Raw genomic sequence first — 18517 nt, forward strand, 5'->3', positions numbered from 1 at the left:
GGACTCCTTATTGTGGCGTTACCGTGATGTTAATATCAAACGCTATCGTAGATTCCTTTACAAAGTCATAATGCTCTTTCGTTGGTGGCATCCCCAGCTGAAAAGCATGCTTAAATGCTTGGAGATTGCCATCACCCAAGAAAATGTCACGAGTTGCACCAAATGAAATTTCGTTTACCCAATTTGGGTTTGATGTATCGCGATTTGCTGTGATAGGTGTTCCTGAAAAGAGAATGAGATTGAGATAAGACTCATCATCTCGCCTTTCTGTGATTCCATCGATATTTTTTTGAAATCGAAAATTACTATAAACAACCTGTAGCGTTCCTGGATGTCCTGTCGCAAAATCAGTTCCATCTTCTTCCCAGGATACTGAGTATCCTGTTTCCAATGTATCAACCGACTTTCCCTCAACGGCTTTTCCTTTTGGAACGAGAGGTAGTTCTGTATTTTTAAATATATTTAAATCACCAATTTGTGTCGATACGGTTACCGTATCTCCGCTTCCAATTTTCATTGTATTTGTCTTTGTTACTTCTGATGGTGGAGATACGGTTCCATCAAACCAGTAACTCCACGTAAAACCTGTTAATAATAACGCTAAAACAGATAGTGAAATTAAAGCAATTAACTTATCGCGTTTCATTACTTCCCCTCAATGATTCTTCTATTTGTTAATTAGTCTTGACTCAGATACCAAAAAACGACTCAAACACGCAATGTGTCTAAATCATCTTTTGGGGAATCTTCATCTTTTTCATAGTAGACATGCACTATGGTCAATACAATTGCAGTTAATGCGACCAAGAGAATTGGCACCGCATTGTTGTAAAGTGGGATAAGCAGATGACCTACTTTAGGTATGGTCATAACAACTTTTCCACGAATTTGATTACCGTGAATTGTCCAGGTATCCATCGTTTCACTTACATTTGGTTTTGTTCTGTAGTTATTTCCATCAATTTCCGCAATATAATGTGTAACCAGCTCGAGTGTTCCGTCTCCATCAATATCGACATCAAAAGTAATAATATCATCTACCTTTAAGGTCTCAGGAGTTACTCTTTTGACAACAATTAAATCATTTACATTGATCACAGGTGTCATACTGTCGCTGATAACCACATAAGAACTATGCTTAACGACGTGCGACATTACGTTTGGAAAAAAGCGTATTGCACCAATTACCAACGCTAAAATAGCGATGATAAGGTAGAATGCGATAGATCCAACCTCACGTCGTTTAGTGGTTTCTTTTTTGTTCATACGTTTCTCCACTTCGTAACGCCCAAACTGTTTCATTTTCACCTGGTTTGATGTATTCGCCAGTTTGAGGGTCTTTGTTGCTTTTCGTTCGCAGTTGATAAACAATATTTTTTCCGTTTTCATTCATTACAACAGATACGGGATATCCTTTGTATTTTACATACAGATAGTTTTCATTAAAAACTGGATCATTTAATGAAGTCCATCCTTTTGATTCACCAGGAACTGGTCGACTCGAGCCATCATAGTCTTGATTCGTGATGTAAAGCTTATCTTTGTGCCACACAACTTGATTCTTCCCTTTAAATTTGGGATTTATATATGCTTGGGGATTGTTGCGATTCAATGCAACAGCTGCATATCCAGTTTTATAGCGTTTGGTAGCATCAAAGAGATAGGTTGTAATATCTTCATGCATGATACGTTTTCCATCTTCAAACCGACTGATATGGTAGTCATCGAAGGTGTAAAAACCATGTAAATATCTGTTCGACACGTTATCAGGCACCGAGTCAGATAATATTCTGAAGGGGGATACGTCGTCAGGGTATCGTGATGGTTCACGGTGAATTCCTGATTCGACTGGATTAACAACCACATAAATATCGCCTCGTGATTCGAATAATTCACCGATACGGTATTTACGATTTAAATCGTAATCTTTTAAGAGATCATAATCCTTCGTTAGTGTCATGATACCGAGGTAATCATGAATTGTAACAGAGCATTCGACAGTATTACTTGCTGAGTTAACGCCATATGATTGCCAATAACTGTACGTTTTAGTAGATACAATCAAGCAGCCTAAGATGCTTAGAATCCCTATCAACACTCGTGCAATCATTCAATAGCACCTATAACGGAGTTACTGATAAGCGCACTTTAACTTTAATAGTTTTGTTTGCAATTGCTTCGTATTCTGATTTATTTTTAGGTTCATTCATGGTTACTGATAAACCAATTGGAGTAGCTGTTGAATCATTCAAAGTAATTGTCGGCATCGTTTCGTCAAATGTTGGTTTGATGAGTGATGTTGCAATCTTGTTGTCAGTATGGTTAACGTCAATTCCATCAATAGAAACACCGAGAATTTCAGCTTTGATTGTTCCCTGTGCACCTGATGCAATTTCTTTACCGATTTGGTTTTCAGTCCATGTTGCATTAATTGTTAGTGCAGCATTAGAACTAAAAGTTGAGCGTTCGCCTTCGGATAGTTTGTTATAAATATCTGCAGGAATCAATGGTTTCGTTGTTGATCCGGGAGCAATCGTTAACGTTGTTTCGACTTCTTGGTTCTTGGCCGCTCCTAATACAACTGTATTTTCGCCATTTTCAGTTAGGTGGGGTTTGATAGTACCAGCATTCCAGTATGACCATGTGTATCCTGTTAATAACAGTGCCAGTAAGATTAAGACGCTAATACTTACTTTCTTTGAATTCTTCATTAAAATAATGTCTCCTTTTTTTCATACCTACCAATACTACCACCGTAAGTTGTTTATTTCAACTTATTTTCACAATTTCACTAACATTAGCTATAAATTTAATATTTTCTTCATGTTTATGCATAAAATGAAAGGTTATATTGTTTAAAGTGAAATCAAGATGAATAAACCTTACCCCTTTTCAGTTATGATACTTTGTATTATATCTTTCGATTTCCTCCATTGCAATCAATTTGTCTTATTTGGAGTATATTGGAGCGTGAAATTATCTCGCTATTTCGTTAATTTCACTACCTTTTTTCACAAAAATAGTCTTTTCTTTGTGATATGGTTATAATAGATAAAAAGGAGACACTTATGTTCTATAATCAAATCAATGAATCTACTGCATTTATTCAACAGATTACTGCGACTAAACCCCGAATTGGAATTATTCTTGGAAGTGGTTTAGGAAGTCTAGTCGATGAAATGGAAGTTCACCATACCATTTCATACGCTGATATCCCCCATTTCCCACAGTCTCACCTAGTTGGTCATGCCGGCAACCTCGTTTTCGGAACCATTGGTTCTCAAGAACTTGTTGTCATGCAAGGACGTTTCCATGCGTATGAAGGTTTCCCAATGAAAGAAGTAACCTATCCAATTTATGTTATGAAAGCACTTGGAATCGAGAGTCTCATTGTCACCAATGCATGTGGTGGTATTAATCCAACATTTAAGCCTGGTGATTTGATGATTATTGATGATTTCATCAATGGTGTATCAACAAACCCTCTCGTCGGCCCCAATGATGATCGTCTGGGACCACGCTTCCCTGACATGTCTGAACCTTACAGTTCAAAACTCCGTGATCACGCACGTCATACCGCACACGGTCTGAATATAGAGTACAAAGAAGGTATCTACACATTCTTCCAAGGCCCTTACTATGAGACTCGAGCTGAAATCCGCATGTACGGTAAACTTGGTAGTGATGCAATTGGTATGTCTACCGTTCCTGAGACCATTGTTGCAAACTATCTTGGTTTAGATGTATTAGGCATCTCTGTTATTACGAATATGGCCACTGGCCTTCGAACTGGAAAACACTCTCACGATGAGGTTGTTGCCATTGCCAACAAAGCAAGTCTTGATTTATGCAAATGGGTCACACAGATGCTTAACACTTGGGACTTTTAATTTCATTCACTAAAAAGGGCAATACCATCATCGGTATTGCCCTTTTATCACCATTTATAATTATTTGTGATCTTACTTAATGTAAGATTTCATCATCCACAATGATTTTCCTAAATCTTGGGAAATCGCTGTAAAATGATCTGCAGTCCCTGGATCTTCATTTTCTTCTGCAAGTTTAATGACACGAAGCGCTTGATTATTTAATGTTTCAAAATCAACAATCAAATGTTTTATTCCTTCAATTGCAGTAATATCATGATCTCCAAGTTCTTTGATGCTTGTGCGATCAAGGATTGCTTTATAGCTACCTAGTGGACGTGATCCAATAACAAGTAAACGCTCAGCTACAGTATCAATTCTTTCTTCTGCTTCATCATAGAATTCGTCCATTTGTTTATGCATTGGGAAAAATCCTTCACCAACCATAAACCAGTGGATATTGTGAATCTTCATGCCGACCACAATTTGGTCTGCCAAAAATGTGCTAACTGCTTCATATAAATTATTCATATCAAATCCTCCTATACCTAAAGTATACGCCTTTCTTTGTGATAAGAAAATGAAAGTAACTTTAAACGTTTCAGTTTCGACTTATGCTATAATTTCTTTAGAGGTGAGACCATGAAATATACATCATTTGAATGTCTAGGTACTACATTTTATATTGTTAAAGATGATCTAGGTGTGCGCTATTTCGGAAATAGTTATGCAGATTTCCAAAAATATGCACCAACAGCTGTCGAGGACTCTCAAGCATTCGAACTTGAAGTGGATGAATTATCCCGTTATCAAGCAGGTACTTTAGATACTTTCTCGTGGAAACTTGCGCCACAAGGTACGGATTTTCAAAAATCGGTGTGGCAGGTTTTAAATACCATCCCCTATGGCGTGACATGGTCCTATTCCGATGTTGCCATTGCATTGGGGGATGTTAAAAAAGTTCGTGCTGTCGGAAGTGCTATTGGTAAGAACCCAATCATGATTGTTACCCCATGCCATCGCGTCATTGGAAAAGATGGAGGATTACATGGATTTACAGGAGGGCTCGATCTAAAAGTCAAATTATTGGATATTGAATCCAAGGAGGAACATGACTATGGATCTCAAAGATAAACTAACTCCCATTCAGTTTGAAGTAACACAAAACAGCGCTACAGAACGTCCATTTACTGGAGAGTACGATGATTTTTATGAACGTGGAATTTACGTTGATATCGTGAGTGGTGAAGCACTCTTTTCATCAAAAGATAAATACGATGCTGGATGTGGATGGCCATCATTCACAAAACCAATTGAGAAGGTTCATGAAATAGAGGACTTTACGCACAACATGCATCGTATTGAAGTGCGTTCTCTCAATGCTGATTCGCATTTAGGTCACGTTTTCAACGATGGACCACGTGAACAGGGTGGTTTGCGATATTGTATTAACTCTGCAGCATTACGATTCATCCCTAAAGATGATATGGAAGCCGAAGGATATGGCGACTACTTAAAATTTATTTAGGAGGGAAACCTCCTTTTTTTGTGGCTTGCTACTGCATCAATTCAAGCCTATAATAAGTTGTAAAGGAGATTATATATGAACACAATTATCGAAGATTTAGTAACTTTATTAAACATTAAAAGTCCTACTGGGCATACAGAAGCTGCAATTCAATTTGTTGCATCAAAATTTGAATCAATGGGTTTAAAAACACGACGCACAAATAAAGGCGCTTTAATCGCTACATTACCTGGAATAGATGATAATGCGCATATCACGCTATCCGCTCACGTTGACACGTTGGGTGCTCAAGTAAAAGAAATTACTGCGGATGGAAGTCTAAAATTAACACAAATTGGTGGTTATGCCTGGACGACAATTGAAGGAGAACATGTTACAGTTGAGACTTTAGATGCAGCTTTTTATACCGGTAGTATTATCACAACTGTTGCTTCATCACATGTTCATGGTGCCAAAACAAATGCAACAGAACGAAACGAAAATACACTTATCGTACGCGTTGACGAAAAAGTCTTTAACAAACAAGATGTCTTAGATTTAGGTATTCGTGTCGGTGATTTTGTTCACCTTGACCCACGAACAGTCGTAAGCCCTTCAGGGTTTATTAAATCACGTCACTTGGATGACAAGGCATGTGTCGTTTCCCTATTTGGAATGGCTGCTTATTTCGTTGAAAATAATATCAAACCTGCTCACACAACCCATTTCTTTATCTCGAACTATGAGGAAGTCGGCCATGGTGCATCTGCAGCAATTCCTGAAAAAACTGTAGAGTTTATAGCTGTTGATATGGCAGCTCCTGGCTCTGGACAAACATCTGATGAGTATTCAGTCACCATTTGCGCCAAAGATAGCTCTGGCCCATACGATTACGAATTGAAGAAACGTCTTGTTACGTTAGCTCAAGAAAATAAAATTCCGTTCAATATTGATATTTATCCATTTTACGGGTCGGACGGTTCAGCAGCATTACGGGCTGGTCATGATATCCGCGTTGGGTTAATTGGTCCTGGCGTCGATGCTTCGCATAGCTTTGAACGCACCCATGAAGATGCAATTCAAGCAACTATTGATTTAGGAATTGCCTACCTAAAATAATAAAAAAAAACCACATTTCGCGTCATTGCTGCGATGTGGTTTTTTTCTGTTCATGCACAACCATTGCAAGGATTGCTAGACCCTCGACGACCAATATTATGCCGATATGTTGTACATTCCATACTTTATAGGTATTTCCATCCCGTACAACACCAAGGGGTGGTGTCGCACCAGCCGCAACATCTGTTGGACTTTGAGTCGTAACATAAGGTGGAAAATAGGTGATTAACCCCACAAGTAATGCCACAGCAATTACTGGGTAAATTTTTTTCATAGGACCTCCGGACGTAACTAGAACACAAAAGGAGCTTGTATACACATGCTCCTTAAGGTATGACAAATAATGTTAGTCGTATGAGATAGATGATCAAAAAGGCTGAGACACCTACCACACTTAAAAATAGATACCGTTCTTTATGTGTCGACATGTATAGAATGATGACCAGCAACAGTAATGGTGCCCAAAGAAAGAGCGGATGATACCAAAATGCATCACCAAAATTTCCTTGAAGTGCGGCTAACCATGCCCGTGTCGTCCCACAAAAGGGATCAGGGACACCCGTTATCGCACGGATTGGACAGGTAAAGGGCGTTAGCATAAAGAATAAAGCATACGCAATCGCCGTTACCCCTAAACCTACATATAATCGTTGCGGAATTTTTTTTAAATCGTTAAACATGCTAGTAACGAAGGAATTCGTTCATTTTTTGATAGTTGATTTCACGTGTACGTTCTTGTATCAAGAATAGATCAATCAACCATAACACGCCACAGCCACCTGCAGTGAATAGTTTTAATAACCCCATGCCAATATCACCAATAAAGAATCGGTCGATACCAAGAGTTCCCCCAACTGCTGAAATAATTAAGGATACAGTTGGATCCTTAAAATCTAGTGTACTGACGTAACGCACGCGATCTTCTGGCATGAGTCGTAGTCGTTGTGCAATCTCATGACGTTGTGAACTAGGAAAGTATTTTCCATTGTTCAACATAAAGATGTCAATATATTCATTTGTTTGTGTATGTGTTTCCATAGTTTACACCTCGTTTCTAATACCATTATATCTGTATTAGTCGATTAATACAACGTACATTTTTGTAAGTTAGTTAGATTACTTTTGTTGGATTCAGTCTGTTCTCTGGGTCAAATGCTGTTTTAATTTTTCGCATCATATCCAAATACAGCGGTTGCGTCATCTTATGGAAATAAGGTTTCTTAATTAATCCAATGCCATGTTCTGCTGAAGGAAGTCCACCTAATTCCGCAATTCGATCATAAAGCTTTTCAAGTACGATAGCTTTCTTTTCTTCCCACGCTGCTTGATCTAAATCACCTCGCATTACACAGGTATGAAGGTTTCCATCCCCTGCATGGCCAAAACTCATGAGTTGAACTCCGTATTCAGCTTCTAAATCTTTCGTATATTCATATAATGTTGCGACATGGTTAATAGGAACTGTTTCATCCATCGTCACTTGCTCGGTATAGTTTACGACTGCTGCGAGTAAATTGTCACGGAGTTTCCAGACATTGTGCTCAAGTTCATCAGAATTGAGGGGCAAAAAGGCCATTGCTTGATGTTCAGTTACGACGCGTTGCAATTCAGTTTCGCGGCTCGCAATCGATGTCTCGGTATCACCATCAAGTGTTAAAAGTAAGTAAGATTTCCCAACTGCGACAGGGAATGTGATGCCTGTTTGCGCAACACTTAAATCCATCATATCGCGTTCAAAAAATTCTAATGCTGTTGGGTCAATACCTTCTTGAAGAATTGCAGCAACTGCACGTGTCGCCAACGTCAAATCTTCAAAGGCAACGACATATGATTTCTTATATTTTGGTAATGGAATTACTTTTAAATCAATGCGTGTAGTAATTCCCAATGTTCCTTCGGAACCGATGAATAAATCTTTTAAATCATATCCCGAACTGGATTTTACATTGATACTTCCAAGTTCAAGTGTCTCACCAGTTGCTAGAACGGTCCGTAGTGCTTTAACGTAATCACGTGTGACGCCATATTTAACTGCACGCATCCCACCAGCGTTGGTTGCGACATTCCCTCCAATTGATGAGTTCTTTGATCCTGGATCGGGGGGATAAAAGTATCCTTTGGATTCTACATATTCTTGGATTTCATGAAGCTGAACACCCGGTTCGACTGTGAGTGTCATGGTGCTTTCATCTAAGCCATGAATGCGATTCATGCGCGATAAATCAAGGACAAGTTCCTGAGCTACAGGAGCGGTTGCACCTGAAAGTCCGGTTCCAGAACCGCGGGCAATTATTTTTAAATCATGGTGAATTGCATACTTTACTGCGGCGACTACTTCCTCATGGGTAATCGGATAAAGTACTGCGTGAACACCGTCACTTTTGCCAACGTAATCATCATTAAGGATTTCAAATGGAACTGCTTCATTTACCTTAATGCGTGATGGGTCGTTGATGATTGTTTCTAATTTCATAGTTTACCTCCACTATACCCTTATTGTACTGATAATTTCTTTGCATTCCCACGGTTTTGACTGAAAATTTTAACATTCGTCGTGCAATAATGAAATTTGATTTCAAATGGTTTTTCACAAATTTGTAGATTGCCAAGGAAGCCCCTATAATTAATGAAAAGGAGGCTCTTATGATGACAGAAAAAGAATTGATTGATCAGGGATATCGCAAATATTCCGGTGAGGCTATTGATATTTTCTTTAACGGCAGTGTTTGTATTCATTCTGGAGTCTGTGTTCGCGGATTACATGACGTTTTCGACACCAACCGTCGACCATGGATTCTTGCAGATAATGCGCCAGCCGATGAGGTTGCTGCACTTATTGATTCATGCCCAAGTGGTGCCTTAAAATACATTAGAAAGGATAAATAAGATGGAAATTATAAAAGGAAACGATCGATTTTACATTATGGATCAAGAGCACGAAGTTGGTGCTGTAGAATTGTCCAGTGCTGGTGATTCACTCATCATCATTGCTTCAACCCACGTTGATGACGCATATAAAGGACAAGGTCTTGCTACCCAACTTATTGAACGTGTTGTTGAAGAAGCCCGTGCTACTGGCAAAAAAATTATTCCCCTTTGCTCGTTCGCTGTCAGTGAGTTTGAACGGAAACCCGATTACCGTGACACATTAAATAATGCTTAACATTCTCAATGAGAATGTTTTTTTGATTCACCGCGTTATCATGACACTTATGCTATAATTTTATAAAGGACGGTGTCTTATGGAAACATTCACAATGCAATCAACAATCCACGATATTTTAGACCATCCAATTGGAAAAGATATTGTATACAAGGTCTTACTCCAATTGGGTATTTCTCGTAAACTCATTGAAAATCCAGTGATTGGTAAACTCACACTCGGATCTATCCAACGCTTAGCGAAAGACCGCTTGGATCAAGCATTTTTTGACAACGCACTGCAGCTCTTGAACACTGAGACAGAATTGCCACGTAATGATGCCGTGGATGCTGAAGCGAAATGGTGGAAAGAGGCCGTTTTCTACCAAATTTACCCGCGCTCGTTTAAAGATAGTAATGGTGATGGCATCGGTGACTTACAGGGAATTATTGAAAAACTGGATTATCTAAAAGCACTTGGTGTTGATGCCCTTTGGCTCTCACCAATTTATGATTCGCCAAATGATGATAATGGCTATGATATTCGCGATTATCATAAAATCATGCAAGATTTTGGTACAATGGCAGACTTCGATGCCTTGTTAGAGGGGGTTCATGAACGTGGTATGCGTATCATTATGGATCTGGTTGTGAATCATACATCGGACGAACATGCTTGGTTCCAAGAAGCACTTCGTGATCCCAACTCCCCAAAACGTGATTATTATTTTATCAGACCAAATCGTGATGGCACCCCACCGAATAATTGGACTTCCTTCTTTAGTGGACCTGCGTGGAATTACTATCCCGAACAGGATGTCTGGGCGCTCCACCTTTTTTCTAAGAAGCAAATGGATTTGAATTGGACTAATGGCGCAATGCGTCAAGAAATCACCGAAATGGTCAAATGGTGGTTGGATAAAGGTATCGATGGCTTCCGCTTGGACGTAATAAATTATATTTCTAAACGAGACGGCCTCCCAGACGGAAGTGAAATTATTGGTGACATGATGGGCTTCACTGGCATTGAGCACTATTTCTTTGGTCCCGATCTTTATCGCTACTTGAACCAACTCAACCGAGATGCCTTCGCACCTTATCAATCATTTTCGGTTGGAGAAACGCCTGGTATTGGAATGGAAATGGCTAAGCTTTTGAGCGGCGACTACCGCCAAGCATTGGATATGGTATTCAACTTTGACCATCTCGAAACACCGGGACATGTTCGTTTTGATAAATATAAGTACGACCTCAATTACTACAAAGCCTACATTATGGACTATATGAAACACTATGGAAATCATTACTGGATGGCACTCTTCTTCGAAAACCATGATAATCCGCGGATGATTTCTAAGGTGAATAAAAACCCTATTTTCCGCGAAGCTTTAGGAAAATTGATTGCGACTTTATTGTTAACTCTTAAAGGTACTCCGTTCATCTTCCAAGGGCAAGAAATCGGAATGGTTAACCAACAATTCCGCTCTCTTGAAGATTTCAGAGACGTGGAGTCGATTCAGAAATACCATGAACTCGTTCAAGAGGGCATGGCGACCTATGAGGCTTTCAGTCATATCGTTGCAGGTTCACGAGATCACGCGCGAGTTCCTGTAGCGTGGACCATAGATGGTAGCTTCAGTACGGGTGAGCCGTGGATTCATAATGACAATCGCAATGCTCACATCAACGTTGATGATGCGATGCGTGACCCGCATTCGATTTATCATTTCTACAAAACTTTAATTGCGTTACGAAAAAACCACCCAGCATTTATTTATGGTGATGTTGAATTTGTGTACGAAGCAACAAAAAATTATTTCGCATATTTCAGAGTCTACGAAGGACGTCGATATTTTGTTCAAATGAATTTATCGGAAACTACGATTCCACGACATCAAAGAACCGGAAACTACAGTCCGCTTCTATCAAATTATGTTCATCACCTCGATGTAATGCAACCTTATGAAATCAACATATTTCAAGTAAAATAAAAATTGAGCTTAGCGCTCAATTTTTTTTGTTAGTACGTATTTAAGAGGCTCATAGCCCTCTTTCTCATAAAAGTTAATTGCTGCTGTATTTTTCGTCCATACATTTAAGCGAACTTCAGTAAACGGTGCCGTTTCTGTTTGAGTTTCGAGATGGGTCATAAGTTGATGTCCAATCTTTAAACCACGTGCTGCTTCATTGACACAAATATCATCGACAAAGAAAACGTCACCATCCATCCAACCAATCAAATATCCTTCTACGTGTTCATTATGTTCGTAGACCCATACGGTCATCTGTGGATTTTGGATCAAATCTTGTACTTCCGTGACTGAATATTTCGGTATGTCTTTGGGAAAGCGTTCAGGGTATAGATCATGATGATGATTCACAATTTGAATCAACAGTTCATGTATATGGGGTGCATCTTTATTTTCTGCAATACGAATTGTCATTTTATCCCTCTATTCTAAATTTGTTGCATGAACACTAATAACCGTACTCTTGAGGGCCATCGTACTTACGAATTCACTGAATGAAAAACGGCGGCTACCTTGCACTTCAAAAATACTTGTATAAACACGTTCATTACCAAACATATCAACACGATAATTGACTTGTTGGAATTGAACATCCATCGATTCAAAAACACGCTCTATATCGTCTAATGTTTCTTGTCCACCAATATATTTGACATGCACGCGTTCTGAAAACGAAAGGTTTTGAAAGCGACGTGTTACAAATAAAATTAAGAACAGGAAACCAAAGCCCAATACAGCAATTTCATAATACCCCATCCCCACAGCAAGCCCTAAACAGGCGACCGACCAAATTGATGCTGCGGTCGTTAATCCCGAAATATTGCGTTTGGTGACGATGATGGTTCCTGCTCCTAGAAAACCAATACCACTTACGACCTGCGCAATAAGACGAGCAGGGTCCGATCGTAAAACTCCAGTTAATTCTGGATAGGCAAGTGCTTCAGCAAGTGCTGTTGCTGCAATTTCTTGTTGAATTAAAGCTACGATTGTTGCTCCAACACCAACAATCATATGTGTTTTCAAGCCGGCATGTGCATTATTTACCTCACGCTCATAACCGATAATACCTGAAAATAATGTAACCATTGCAAGTCGTAATAAGACTTGTTCTACTGCCATAGTAATCTCCCTCCAAGATATTTCGAGTGTACTCTTATTATACCAAATATTGACGCTTTGTAGTTTACAATATACGTGATAAAATACATACATGAAAACTCTTAATCCATTCAAATATTCAAACGACAACAAGCGTTACTATACTTATAATTATTTCACTCAGAAAACTTACGGCTCCAAAGCATTTAAAGTTAGTATCGACGCGGGCTTTACATGTCCTAATCGAGACGGAACATGTGGCAGTGGCGGATGTAATTTTTGTTCTGCTCGGGGTTCTGGCGATATGATTCTCAAAGATCCAGATCTTGAAGCACAAATCGATCACTCCGAAGCAATCATGCTTCGTAAATGGCCCAACGCGAAGCGAATCGCTTATTTCCAAGCATACTCCAATACCCACGACAGCCTTGATGCTTTAAAAACATTGTATGATCCTTTTTTTGAGGATGATCGTTTTGTTGGTATTGATATCGCCACACGATCAGACTGTCTCGACGATGACAAAATTGCTTATTTTGCCTCCAAAGCGAAACGTAAAGATCTCACAATTGAGATTGGTTTGCAAAGTATGCATCCAACAACGGGTGTATGGATGAATCGTGGCCATGACTTAGACTCCGTGGCATCATGCATTACCAAATTGAAAGCTGCAGGGATTCGGACCTGTATCCACATAATCAATGGTTTTCCAGTTGAAACAACAGATATGATGCTCGAAACCTGCGACTATGTTGCCCAGTTAAATCCAGATATGCTAAAAATTCATATGCTTCATATTATCAAAGACACCAAGCTTGGTTATCAGTATACAAAGAATCCTTTTGAAATTATGTCGATGGAAACCTATGTTGATTTAGTCGTTCAACAACTCGAGCGTCTTCCTGAGACGATGGTCATTGCCCGCCTAACTGGTGACGGCATTGGATCTGACTTATTAGCACCAGAATGGACGCGACGAAAAACAATCGTATTAAATGAAATCGATAAACTCATGCTTGCTAGCAATACGTGGCAAGGTAAATATTATAAGGAGCATTAACATGAAACACGCAGTACAAAAGGATACCACCCTCAAACAAAAACAAGGTATTATTCGTCACGAAACCAGTGCCTCGCTTCGTCTCAATAAATTTATTAGCGAATCTGGGTATGCATCACGAAGAGGTGCCGACCGCTTAATTCAAGACGGTCTTGTCATGATAAATGGACAGGTTGCTGAAGTAGGATCACAAGTTTTTCCTCAGGATACAGTGAGTGTTCGTGGTGAAACAATAAAAAAAGCGGATGATCTTGTCTACATTGCACTCAACAAACCCGTTGGAATAACCAGTACAACAGACTCCAAAGACCCAAGCAACATAGTTGATTTCATGAACTATGAATCAACCATCTTCCCAATTGGTCGTCTTGACAAAGATTCGTATGGTTTAATTTTGATGACAAACGATGGTGACATTGTGAATAAAATTTTACGAGAAGAGTACGGACACGATAAAGAATATATAGTGTCTGTTCATAAGACTTTCGATCAAGAATTTATCAATCAAATGCAATCGGGCGTCGAAATTTATAATCAGGCAGCACATATCCATGAAATAACTCAAGCTTGTGACGTTGAACGCATTGGTCCCAAAACTTTTAAAATTATTCTGAAACAAGGTTTAAACCGCCAGATCCGTCGTATGACAAAAGCCCTCGGATATCGTGTTACATCTCTAAAACGCGTTCGGATTATGCACGTTTCTTTGGATAACTTAAAACCAGGAGAATGGCGTTATCTTACTGAGTCTGAACTCATCGAAATGAACCACCGTATTTCCCAATAAAGTCAAAACACCGCTTACGCGGTGTTCTTTTTATTTAACGATGTATTCTGCGAAGCGTTCATAGTCCTCTTGGGTCAGTACCACTTTGAAATGAGCACCCTTCTCATCATACTCAATGTCTCCAATATCATATGTGGATGCAAAGTAATCTAAGATACCCAGGTCTTCAAATTTCAAAAATACTGATGCTTTCTTAAACTTGTCTGCAAGTGCATCTTCAATCAAGTCAATCAACAAATCGATATCTTCAGGATTATGAGCACTCATATATACACGATTTGACATCGTGTACCCTACAGGATAATCTACCTCGGTAGCAAGATCCACCTTATTATAAACAGTGATTATGGGCTTGTTGAGAACTTCCAAGTCGCGCATGATTGCTTCGGTGGTATCCATCTGAATATCTAAATCTGGATTGGATGCGTCTACGACGTGGAGAATGACATCCGCAAAACGAATTTCTTCAAGTGTACTCTTAAAGGCTGCGACTAACGCATGGGGTAAGTTGGAGACAAATCCAACCGTATCTGTTAGAAGAATGGATTGGTTGTTGTTTAAGCGTGCACGTCGTAGCGTCGTATCCAAAGTAGCGAAGAGCATGTCTTTGGCTTCAACTGTTTTAGTTTCTCCACTGTGAGTGAGTATGCCATTCATGATTGTTGATTTACCCGCGTTGGTATACCCAACTAAAGCAATAATTGGAAGACTTGATTTTAGTCGTTGTTTTCGAGTTGTTTCGCGATGTCCTACAACCTTCTCTAGTTCGTTTTGGATGTGGGTAATATTGCGTTGAATATGGCGTTTGTCAGTTTCTAATTTTTGTTCTCCAGGTCCTCGTGTTCCAATTCCTCCACCTTGTCGTGATAGATAATCACTGTAGCCAACAAGACGTGGTAAACGATACTTTAATTGTGCCAATTGGACTTGTAGCATGCCTTCCTTCGTATTGGCACGGCCAGCAAAAATATCGAGAATGAGATTAGTACGGTCGACAATTTTAACGCCAATCAATGCTTCGAGATTACGTGTCTGCGATCCCGAGAGTTCACCATTAAAAACAACCATGTCGGCTTCATACGCTTCCACTAACGCCGCTACTTCCGCAACTTTACCACTTCCAATATATGTGGCGCTGTCACGACGTTCACGTGCTTGTGTTGTCATGGCCATGACCTCTGCACCCGCAGCATCAACAAGATTAGCAAGTTCTTGCATCGATGCTTCAATGCGATAATCCGATTTCGCAAAGTCAATCCCTACAAGGATTGCCCGTTCTTTTCTTTCTTTAGTTTCCATAATCAATGTCCTGTCTATTGTGTGTCAACACAAATGCAAATGTGGTTTCCTGGTGTGGAACACTTTCCACTATTATATCAATCATATGACGTTTCGCAATCTGTTGTGCGATTGCAAGGCCAATTCCATTACCTAACTCATTCTGTGTTCCTTGGTCTTTATAGAAACGATTAAAAATATGCGGAATTTCTTCCGAAGCAATGCCTTTACCAGTATCCGTGATACTTAACGAATCCCCTTTCTGTTGAAGGATAACGGTCGCATGCGGATCTGAAAACTTTATGGCATTATCAAGAATTATGGTGATCATCTGCCGTAATCGTGCATAATCACCATAAATGGCAAATGGTACTGTTTCTTTTTCATAGCGTATTTCTATCGCTTTTTGTATTGCAACAGGACGCAGTGATCGTATTGCATCACCCACAATATCATGCAGATTTACAACGTCTTTCTCTAACACAAAGTCGGTCGTATTCAGCTTTGAAAAATCGAGCAAATCATTAATCAATTTTTGTAAGTGTATCACTTCTTGAAGCATGTTTTCTTCATACTCTTCACGCTTTTCAGGGGTTTCCACTTGACCATCACGCATCGCTTCGAGGGACCCTCGTAAAATCGTGACGGGCGTTTTTAATTCATGGGAGATGTCTGCAAAAAATTCGTGGCGCATGTGGTCGAGACGATCTCGGGCTTGTGATGCTTCGTTTAAACGTACGGCTAATGTATCAATGGATGCCGCAAGTTCGCCAATCTCATCATGTTGATGCACATCGGTTTGCACAGTGTAGTCTTCCATGGCTAATGCTTTTGATGTTTCACTCATCCGTTTCAATGGTTTCACAAACCGAATGGATAGAAAGTAAGCAACGACAACCGACAGTACCAATGCAACCGCAATGTTAATGCTTAAAACATGATACCCATGTTGAATAACCGCATCAATACCAGCTATTGGAGAGTGGACAAGCACTGCACCTACAATTTGACCATCACCATTTTGTACTGGAACACCGACAGTCACTGACTCCGAATTTAGCATTTCACTAAAGCCATCACTATAAACGGTAAATCCAGATAAAGCTTGCTTAATCATACGTTCACTATCTTCAGGCAAATCCGAAAGTTGGGTTGTTGCATTATTGTGCCCTTGACCCCTACTGATTGATTTCATTTCCTTATCAACGACCCAGACTTCACCAACCGTCGATGCTTCAAGCGATTCCAAATAAGTGCTTAGGTCACGGTTTCGCATCATTGAGCCATGTTTGTTATTTGAACTGGAATTTTCAAGGTAGGGCGATACCGAATTCGCAATTGTCTTTGCGCGAAACTCCAAGTCTGTACGGGATTGATCAAGGGTTGATTGTCGAAACATCATGGAGAAGGTCACCCCAATAATAATTGCAAAGACAAGTAACGTAATTGCAAAATATCCCACTAATTTTTGTGTCATTTTATAGCGCATGGTGGTTAACCTCAAATTTGTAGCCAACACCCCAAACCGTCGCAATTGACCATGTTTCTGATTCATACGGGGAAAGTTTGGCACGAAGTCGTTTAATATGGGCATCCACTGTGCGGAAATCGCCATAATAATCAATTCCCCACACACTATCTAACAATTGATCACGCGAAAAAACTTGATTCGGATGCTGCATCATGGTCCACAAAATCTCAATTTCTTTTTTGGTTAGTGACACCGGCTGGTTCGAAACAGTCACCTCAAAATCATCCAAGTTTACGCGCAAGGTATCGTAGGTAATTCGGTTGTGCGTATCGCTTGGTCCAATACGGCGTAAAATTGCTCGGATGCGAGCCATAACTTCAGCTGGTACAAAAGGCTTCACAACATAGTCATCTGCCCCCATATCCAAGCCCATGATACGATCATAGTCATCCCCGCGAGCGGTAATCATGATGATGGGAACATTGGATGTTTCACGAATCGTTTTGCATACTTCAAATCCATCTTTAAAAGGCATCATCACATCAAGTAAAATCATCACAAAACTGTTCTGGGCAAAGGCATCAAGAGCCTCACTCCCATCACGAGCTTGAATCACTTCATAACCTTCTTTGACGAGATATTCATTGAGTATGTGTCTAATTTTATCGGAATCATCCGCAATCAATATTTTTTTCATGTTTATCACCTTATGACTATCGTATCATATTGTATTTCGAACTCTGTGACTTTTAGCCTTATTTTCGTCATATTTGTCATGGTTTCGTCATAATTACTTGTTAGGATGGTGGTGTAAGGAGGAATGAAGCACATGAAACATTCAAAACTGAAAGTTATTGCTGGAGTGGGGGCACTCTTTATTGGTAGTGCATTGTCCATGAACGCTATTTTTGCTGCCGATTCGACAACAACCCCAGATTCAACGACACCAACCCAAGACGTTCGTGATGGATCATGGGGACACCATAATGAGGATCATCCTATGAATCATGATGGACATCGCGGTATGCACCGCAATGGAAACGATGATTCCATGAGAACATCCGAAGAAGCACAACAGTGGCGCGAATCCCGTGGTGAACGATGCCATGATAACGGACGTAACTCGAATGGGACACATCGCGGTTGGAATCAATAAA

Annotated in this window: 24 protein-coding genes; 10 read left to right on the forward strand and 14 right to left on the reverse strand. The window is 39.8% G+C overall.

Annotation, left to right across the window (positions count from 1 at the left end; genetic code table 11):
- Window positions 1-7: 7 nt before the first annotated feature.
- From GVV19_RS02655 to GVV19_RS02670, 4 genes are all read right to left on the reverse strand, one after another.
- Window positions 8-646 carry a hypothetical protein gene (locus GVV19_RS02655; protein WP_159645317.1) on the reverse strand — a complete coding sequence of 213 codons (639 nt, stop codon included), beginning with the start codon at window positions 644-646 and terminating at the stop codon, window positions 8-10.
- Window positions 647-708: 62 nt separating this feature from the next.
- The gene (locus tag GVV19_RS02660) at window positions 709-1266 is read right to left on the reverse strand and encodes a signal peptidase I (RefSeq protein ID WP_159645320.1); all 558 of its coding nucleotides are present in this window, start codon (window positions 1264-1266) and stop codon (window positions 709-711) included.
- Window positions 1244-2110 carry a hypothetical protein gene (locus GVV19_RS02665; protein WP_159640907.1) on the reverse strand — a complete coding sequence of 289 codons (867 nt, stop codon included), beginning with the start codon at window positions 2108-2110 and terminating at the stop codon, window positions 1244-1246. The genes GVV19_RS02660 and GVV19_RS02665 overlap by 23 nt, the downstream gene beginning before the upstream one ends.
- A gap of 10 nt (window positions 2111-2120) precedes the next feature.
- On the reverse strand, window positions 2121-2711 hold the full coding sequence (locus tag GVV19_RS02670; RefSeq protein WP_159645323.1) for a hypothetical protein: 591 nt from the start codon (window positions 2709-2711) through the stop codon (window positions 2121-2123).
- Window positions 2712-3068: 357 nt separating this feature from the next.
- On the opposite strand from GVV19_RS02670, the gene GVV19_RS02675 reads away from it, so the two are divergent.
- Complete coding sequence (locus GVV19_RS02675) at window positions 3069-3890, forward strand: purine-nucleoside phosphorylase (protein WP_159640913.1); 822 nt, start codon at window positions 3069-3071, stop codon at window positions 3888-3890.
- A gap of 72 nt (window positions 3891-3962) precedes the next feature.
- Here the strand turns inward: GVV19_RS02675 and GVV19_RS02680 are convergent, their stop codons facing one another.
- The gene (locus tag GVV19_RS02680) at window positions 3963-4400 is read right to left on the reverse strand and encodes a Dps family protein (RefSeq protein WP_159635703.1); all 438 of its coding nucleotides are present in this window, start codon (window positions 4398-4400) and stop codon (window positions 3963-3965) included.
- 111 nt (window positions 4401-4511) lie between these two features.
- Between GVV19_RS02680 and GVV19_RS02685 the strand changes: the two genes are divergently transcribed.
- The 3 genes from GVV19_RS02685 (at window position 4512) to GVV19_RS02695 (ending at window position 6495) form a co-directional block, all read left to right on the forward strand.
- The gene (locus GVV19_RS02685; RefSeq protein ID WP_159640916.1) at window positions 4512-5003 is read left to right on the forward strand and encodes a methylated-DNA--[protein]-cysteine S-methyltransferase; all 492 of its coding nucleotides are present in this window, start codon (window positions 4512-4514) and stop codon (window positions 5001-5003) included.
- The gene (gene msrB / locus GVV19_RS02690; RefSeq protein ID WP_159635709.1) at window positions 4987-5397 is read left to right on the forward strand and encodes a peptide-methionine (R)-S-oxide reductase MsrB; all 411 of its coding nucleotides are present in this window, start codon (window positions 4987-4989) and stop codon (window positions 5395-5397) included. The genes GVV19_RS02685 and msrB overlap by 17 nt, the downstream gene beginning before the upstream one ends.
- A gap of 75 nt (window positions 5398-5472) precedes the next feature.
- The gene (locus GVV19_RS02695) at window positions 5473-6495 is read left to right on the forward strand and encodes a M42 family metallopeptidase (protein ID WP_159640919.1); all 1023 of its coding nucleotides are present in this window, start codon (window positions 5473-5475) and stop codon (window positions 6493-6495) included.
- A gap of 22 nt (window positions 6496-6517) precedes the next feature.
- On the opposite strand, the gene GVV19_RS02700 is transcribed toward GVV19_RS02695, so the two are convergent.
- The 4 genes from GVV19_RS02700 to GVV19_RS02715 all read right to left on the reverse strand — a co-directional run bounded on the left by GVV19_RS02700 (window position 6518) and on the right by GVV19_RS02715 (window position 8968).
- Entirely contained in the window at window positions 6518-6769 is a 252-nt protein-coding gene (locus tag GVV19_RS02700; RefSeq protein WP_159640922.1) for a hypothetical protein, read from the reverse strand.
- Between the two features lie 52 nt (window positions 6770-6821).
- Complete coding sequence (locus GVV19_RS02705; RefSeq protein WP_159640925.1) at window positions 6822-7175, reverse strand: DUF2752 domain-containing protein; 354 nt, start codon at window positions 7173-7175, stop codon at window positions 6822-6824.
- A gap of 1 nt (window position 7176) precedes the next feature.
- The gene (locus GVV19_RS02710; protein WP_159635721.1) at window positions 7177-7533 is read right to left on the reverse strand and encodes a TM2 domain-containing protein; all 357 of its coding nucleotides are present in this window, start codon (window positions 7531-7533) and stop codon (window positions 7177-7179) included.
- 73 nt (window positions 7534-7606) lie between these two features.
- Window positions 7607-8968, reverse strand: coding sequence for an FAD-binding oxidoreductase (locus tag GVV19_RS02715; RefSeq protein ID WP_159645326.1), 1362 nt, complete (start codon window positions 8966-8968; stop codon window positions 7607-7609).
- A gap of 170 nt (window positions 8969-9138) precedes the next feature.
- Between GVV19_RS02715 and GVV19_RS02720 the strand changes: the two genes are divergently transcribed.
- The 3 genes from GVV19_RS02720 to GVV19_RS02730 all read left to right on the forward strand — a co-directional run bounded on the left by GVV19_RS02720 (window position 9139) and on the right by GVV19_RS02730 (window position 11627).
- Window positions 9139-9381, forward strand: a complete 243-nt coding sequence (locus GVV19_RS02720; protein ID WP_236262211.1) for a (4Fe-4S)-binding protein — start codon at window positions 9139-9141, stop codon at window positions 9379-9381.
- 1 nt (window position 9382) lies between these two features.
- Entirely contained in the window at window positions 9383-9658 is a 276-nt protein-coding gene (locus GVV19_RS02725; protein WP_159635727.1) for a GNAT family N-acetyltransferase, read from the forward strand.
- 79 nt (window positions 9659-9737) lie between these two features.
- Window positions 9738-11627, forward strand: coding sequence for a glycoside hydrolase family 13 protein (locus GVV19_RS02730; protein WP_159645329.1), 1890 nt, complete (start codon window positions 9738-9740; stop codon window positions 11625-11627).
- A gap of 9 nt (window positions 11628-11636) precedes the next feature.
- On the opposite strand, the gene GVV19_RS02735 is transcribed toward GVV19_RS02730, so the two are convergent.
- Both GVV19_RS02735 and GVV19_RS02740 read right to left on the reverse strand, forming a co-directional pair.
- Window positions 11637-12080, reverse strand: coding sequence for a GNAT family N-acetyltransferase (locus GVV19_RS02735; RefSeq protein ID WP_159645331.1), 444 nt, complete (start codon window positions 12078-12080; stop codon window positions 11637-11639).
- Between the two features lie 9 nt (window positions 12081-12089).
- Window positions 12090-12785, reverse strand: a complete 696-nt coding sequence (locus tag GVV19_RS02740; protein WP_159639549.1) for an MgtC/SapB family protein — start codon at window positions 12783-12785, stop codon at window positions 12090-12092.
- Between the two features lie 91 nt (window positions 12786-12876).
- Here GVV19_RS02740 and GVV19_RS02745 point away from each other — a divergent pair, with 91 nt between their 5' ends.
- Together GVV19_RS02745 and GVV19_RS02750 are read left to right on the forward strand one after the other, a co-directional pair.
- Entirely contained in the window at window positions 12877-13824 is a 948-nt protein-coding gene (locus GVV19_RS02745; protein ID WP_159645333.1) for a TIGR01212 family radical SAM protein, read from the forward strand.
- Between the two features lies 1 nt (window position 13825).
- On the forward strand, window positions 13826-14611 hold the full coding sequence (locus tag GVV19_RS02750; protein ID WP_159645335.1) for a pseudouridine synthase: 786 nt from the start codon (window positions 13826-13828) through the stop codon (window positions 14609-14611).
- 30 nt (window positions 14612-14641) lie between these two features.
- On the opposite strand, the gene hflX is transcribed toward GVV19_RS02750, so the two are convergent.
- Genes hflX through GVV19_RS02765 form a run of 3 tightly spaced genes read right to left on the reverse strand, consistent with a single transcriptional unit; the run spans window position 14642 to window position 18057 of the window.
- Entirely contained in the window at window positions 14642-15910 is a 1269-nt protein-coding gene (gene hflX, locus GVV19_RS02755) for a GTPase HflX (RefSeq protein WP_236262315.1), read from the reverse strand.
- Entirely contained in the window at window positions 15900-17378 is a 1479-nt protein-coding gene (locus GVV19_RS02760; RefSeq protein ID WP_159645337.1) for a sensor histidine kinase, read from the reverse strand. Before GVV19_RS02760 ends, hflX begins: the two co-directional genes overlap by 11 nt.
- Entirely contained in the window at window positions 17368-18057 is a 690-nt protein-coding gene (locus GVV19_RS02765) for a response regulator transcription factor (RefSeq protein ID WP_159645339.1), read from the reverse strand. Before GVV19_RS02765 ends, GVV19_RS02760 begins: the two co-directional genes overlap by 11 nt.
- A 132-nt stretch (window positions 18058-18189) precedes the next feature.
- On the opposite strand from GVV19_RS02765, the gene GVV19_RS02770 reads away from it, so the two are divergent.
- The gene (locus GVV19_RS02770; protein WP_159645341.1) at window positions 18190-18516 is read left to right on the forward strand and encodes a hypothetical protein; all 327 of its coding nucleotides are present in this window, start codon (window positions 18190-18192) and stop codon (window positions 18514-18516) included.
- The last annotated feature ends 1 nt before the right edge of the window (window position 18517 follow it).

The organism is Erysipelothrix anatis, from assembly GCF_009828745.1.
In the GTDB taxonomy this organism is placed as follows: domain Bacteria; phylum Bacillota_I; class Bacilli_A; order Erysipelotrichales; family Erysipelotrichaceae; genus Erysipelothrix; species Erysipelothrix anatis.

Coding starts and splice junctions, on each gene's coding strand:
- GVV19_RS02655 (WP_159645317.1), bottom strand. CDS start 646: ATGAAACGCGATAAGTTAATTGCTTTAATTTCACTATCTGTTTTAGCG.
- GVV19_RS02660 (WP_159645320.1), bottom strand. CDS start 1,266: ATGAACAAAAAAGAAACCACTAAACGACGTGAGGTTGGATCTATCGCA.
- GVV19_RS02665 (WP_159640907.1), bottom strand. CDS start 2,110: ATGATTGCACGAGTGTTGATAGGGATTCTAAGCATCTTAGGCTGCTTG.
- GVV19_RS02670 (WP_159645323.1), bottom strand. CDS start 2,711: ATGAAGAATTCAAAGAAAGTAAGTATTAGCGTCTTAATCTTACTGGCA.
- GVV19_RS02675 (WP_159640913.1), top strand. CDS start 3,069: ATGTTCTATAATCAAATCAATGAATCTACTGCATTTATTCAACAGATT.
- GVV19_RS02680 (WP_159635703.1), bottom strand. CDS start 4,400: ATGAATAATTTATATGAAGCAGTTAGCACATTTTTGGCAGACCAAATT.
- GVV19_RS02685 (WP_159640916.1), top strand. CDS start 4,512: ATGAAATATACATCATTTGAATGTCTAGGTACTACATTTTATATTGTT.
- msrB (WP_159635709.1), top strand. CDS start 4,987: ATGGATCTCAAAGATAAACTAACTCCCATTCAGTTTGAAGTAACACAA.
- GVV19_RS02695 (WP_159640919.1), top strand. CDS start 5,473: ATGAACACAATTATCGAAGATTTAGTAACTTTATTAAACATTAAAAGT.
- GVV19_RS02700 (WP_159640922.1), bottom strand. CDS start 6,769: ATGAAAAAAATTTACCCAGTAATTGCTGTGGCATTACTTGTGGGGTTA.
- GVV19_RS02705 (WP_159640925.1), bottom strand. CDS start 7,175: ATGTTTAACGATTTAAAAAAAATTCCGCAACGATTATATGTAGGTTTA.
- GVV19_RS02710 (WP_159635721.1), bottom strand. CDS start 7,533: ATGGAAACACATACACAAACAAATGAATATATTGACATCTTTATGTTG.
- GVV19_RS02715 (WP_159645326.1), bottom strand. CDS start 8,968: ATGAAATTAGAAACAATCATCAACGACCCATCACGCATTAAGGTAAAT.
- GVV19_RS02720 (WP_236262211.1), top strand. CDS start 9,139: ATGATGACAGAAAAAGAATTGATTGATCAGGGATATCGCAAATATTCC.
- GVV19_RS02725 (WP_159635727.1), top strand. CDS start 9,383: ATGGAAATTATAAAAGGAAACGATCGATTTTACATTATGGATCAAGAG.
- GVV19_RS02730 (WP_159645329.1), top strand. CDS start 9,738: ATGGAAACATTCACAATGCAATCAACAATCCACGATATTTTAGACCAT.
- GVV19_RS02735 (WP_159645331.1), bottom strand. CDS start 12,080: ATGACAATTCGTATTGCAGAAAATAAAGATGCACCCCATATACATGAA.
- GVV19_RS02740 (WP_159639549.1), bottom strand. CDS start 12,785: ATGGCAGTAGAACAAGTCTTATTACGACTTGCAATGGTTACATTATTT.
- GVV19_RS02745 (WP_159645333.1), top strand. CDS start 12,877: ATGAAAACTCTTAATCCATTCAAATATTCAAACGACAACAAGCGTTAC.
- GVV19_RS02750 (WP_159645335.1), top strand. CDS start 13,826: ATGAAACACGCAGTACAAAAGGATACCACCCTCAAACAAAAACAAGGT.
- hflX (WP_236262315.1), bottom strand. CDS start 15,910: ATGGAAACTAAAGAAAGAAAAGAACGGGCAATCCTTGTAGGGATTGAC.
- GVV19_RS02760 (WP_159645337.1), bottom strand. CDS start 17,378: ATGCGCTATAAAATGACACAAAAATTAGTGGGATATTTTGCAATTACG.
- GVV19_RS02765 (WP_159645339.1), bottom strand. CDS start 18,057: ATGAAAAAAATATTGATTGCGGATGATTCCGATAAAATTAGACACATA.
- GVV19_RS02770 (WP_159645341.1), top strand. CDS start 18,190: ATGAAACATTCAAAACTGAAAGTTATTGCTGGAGTGGGGGCACTCTTT.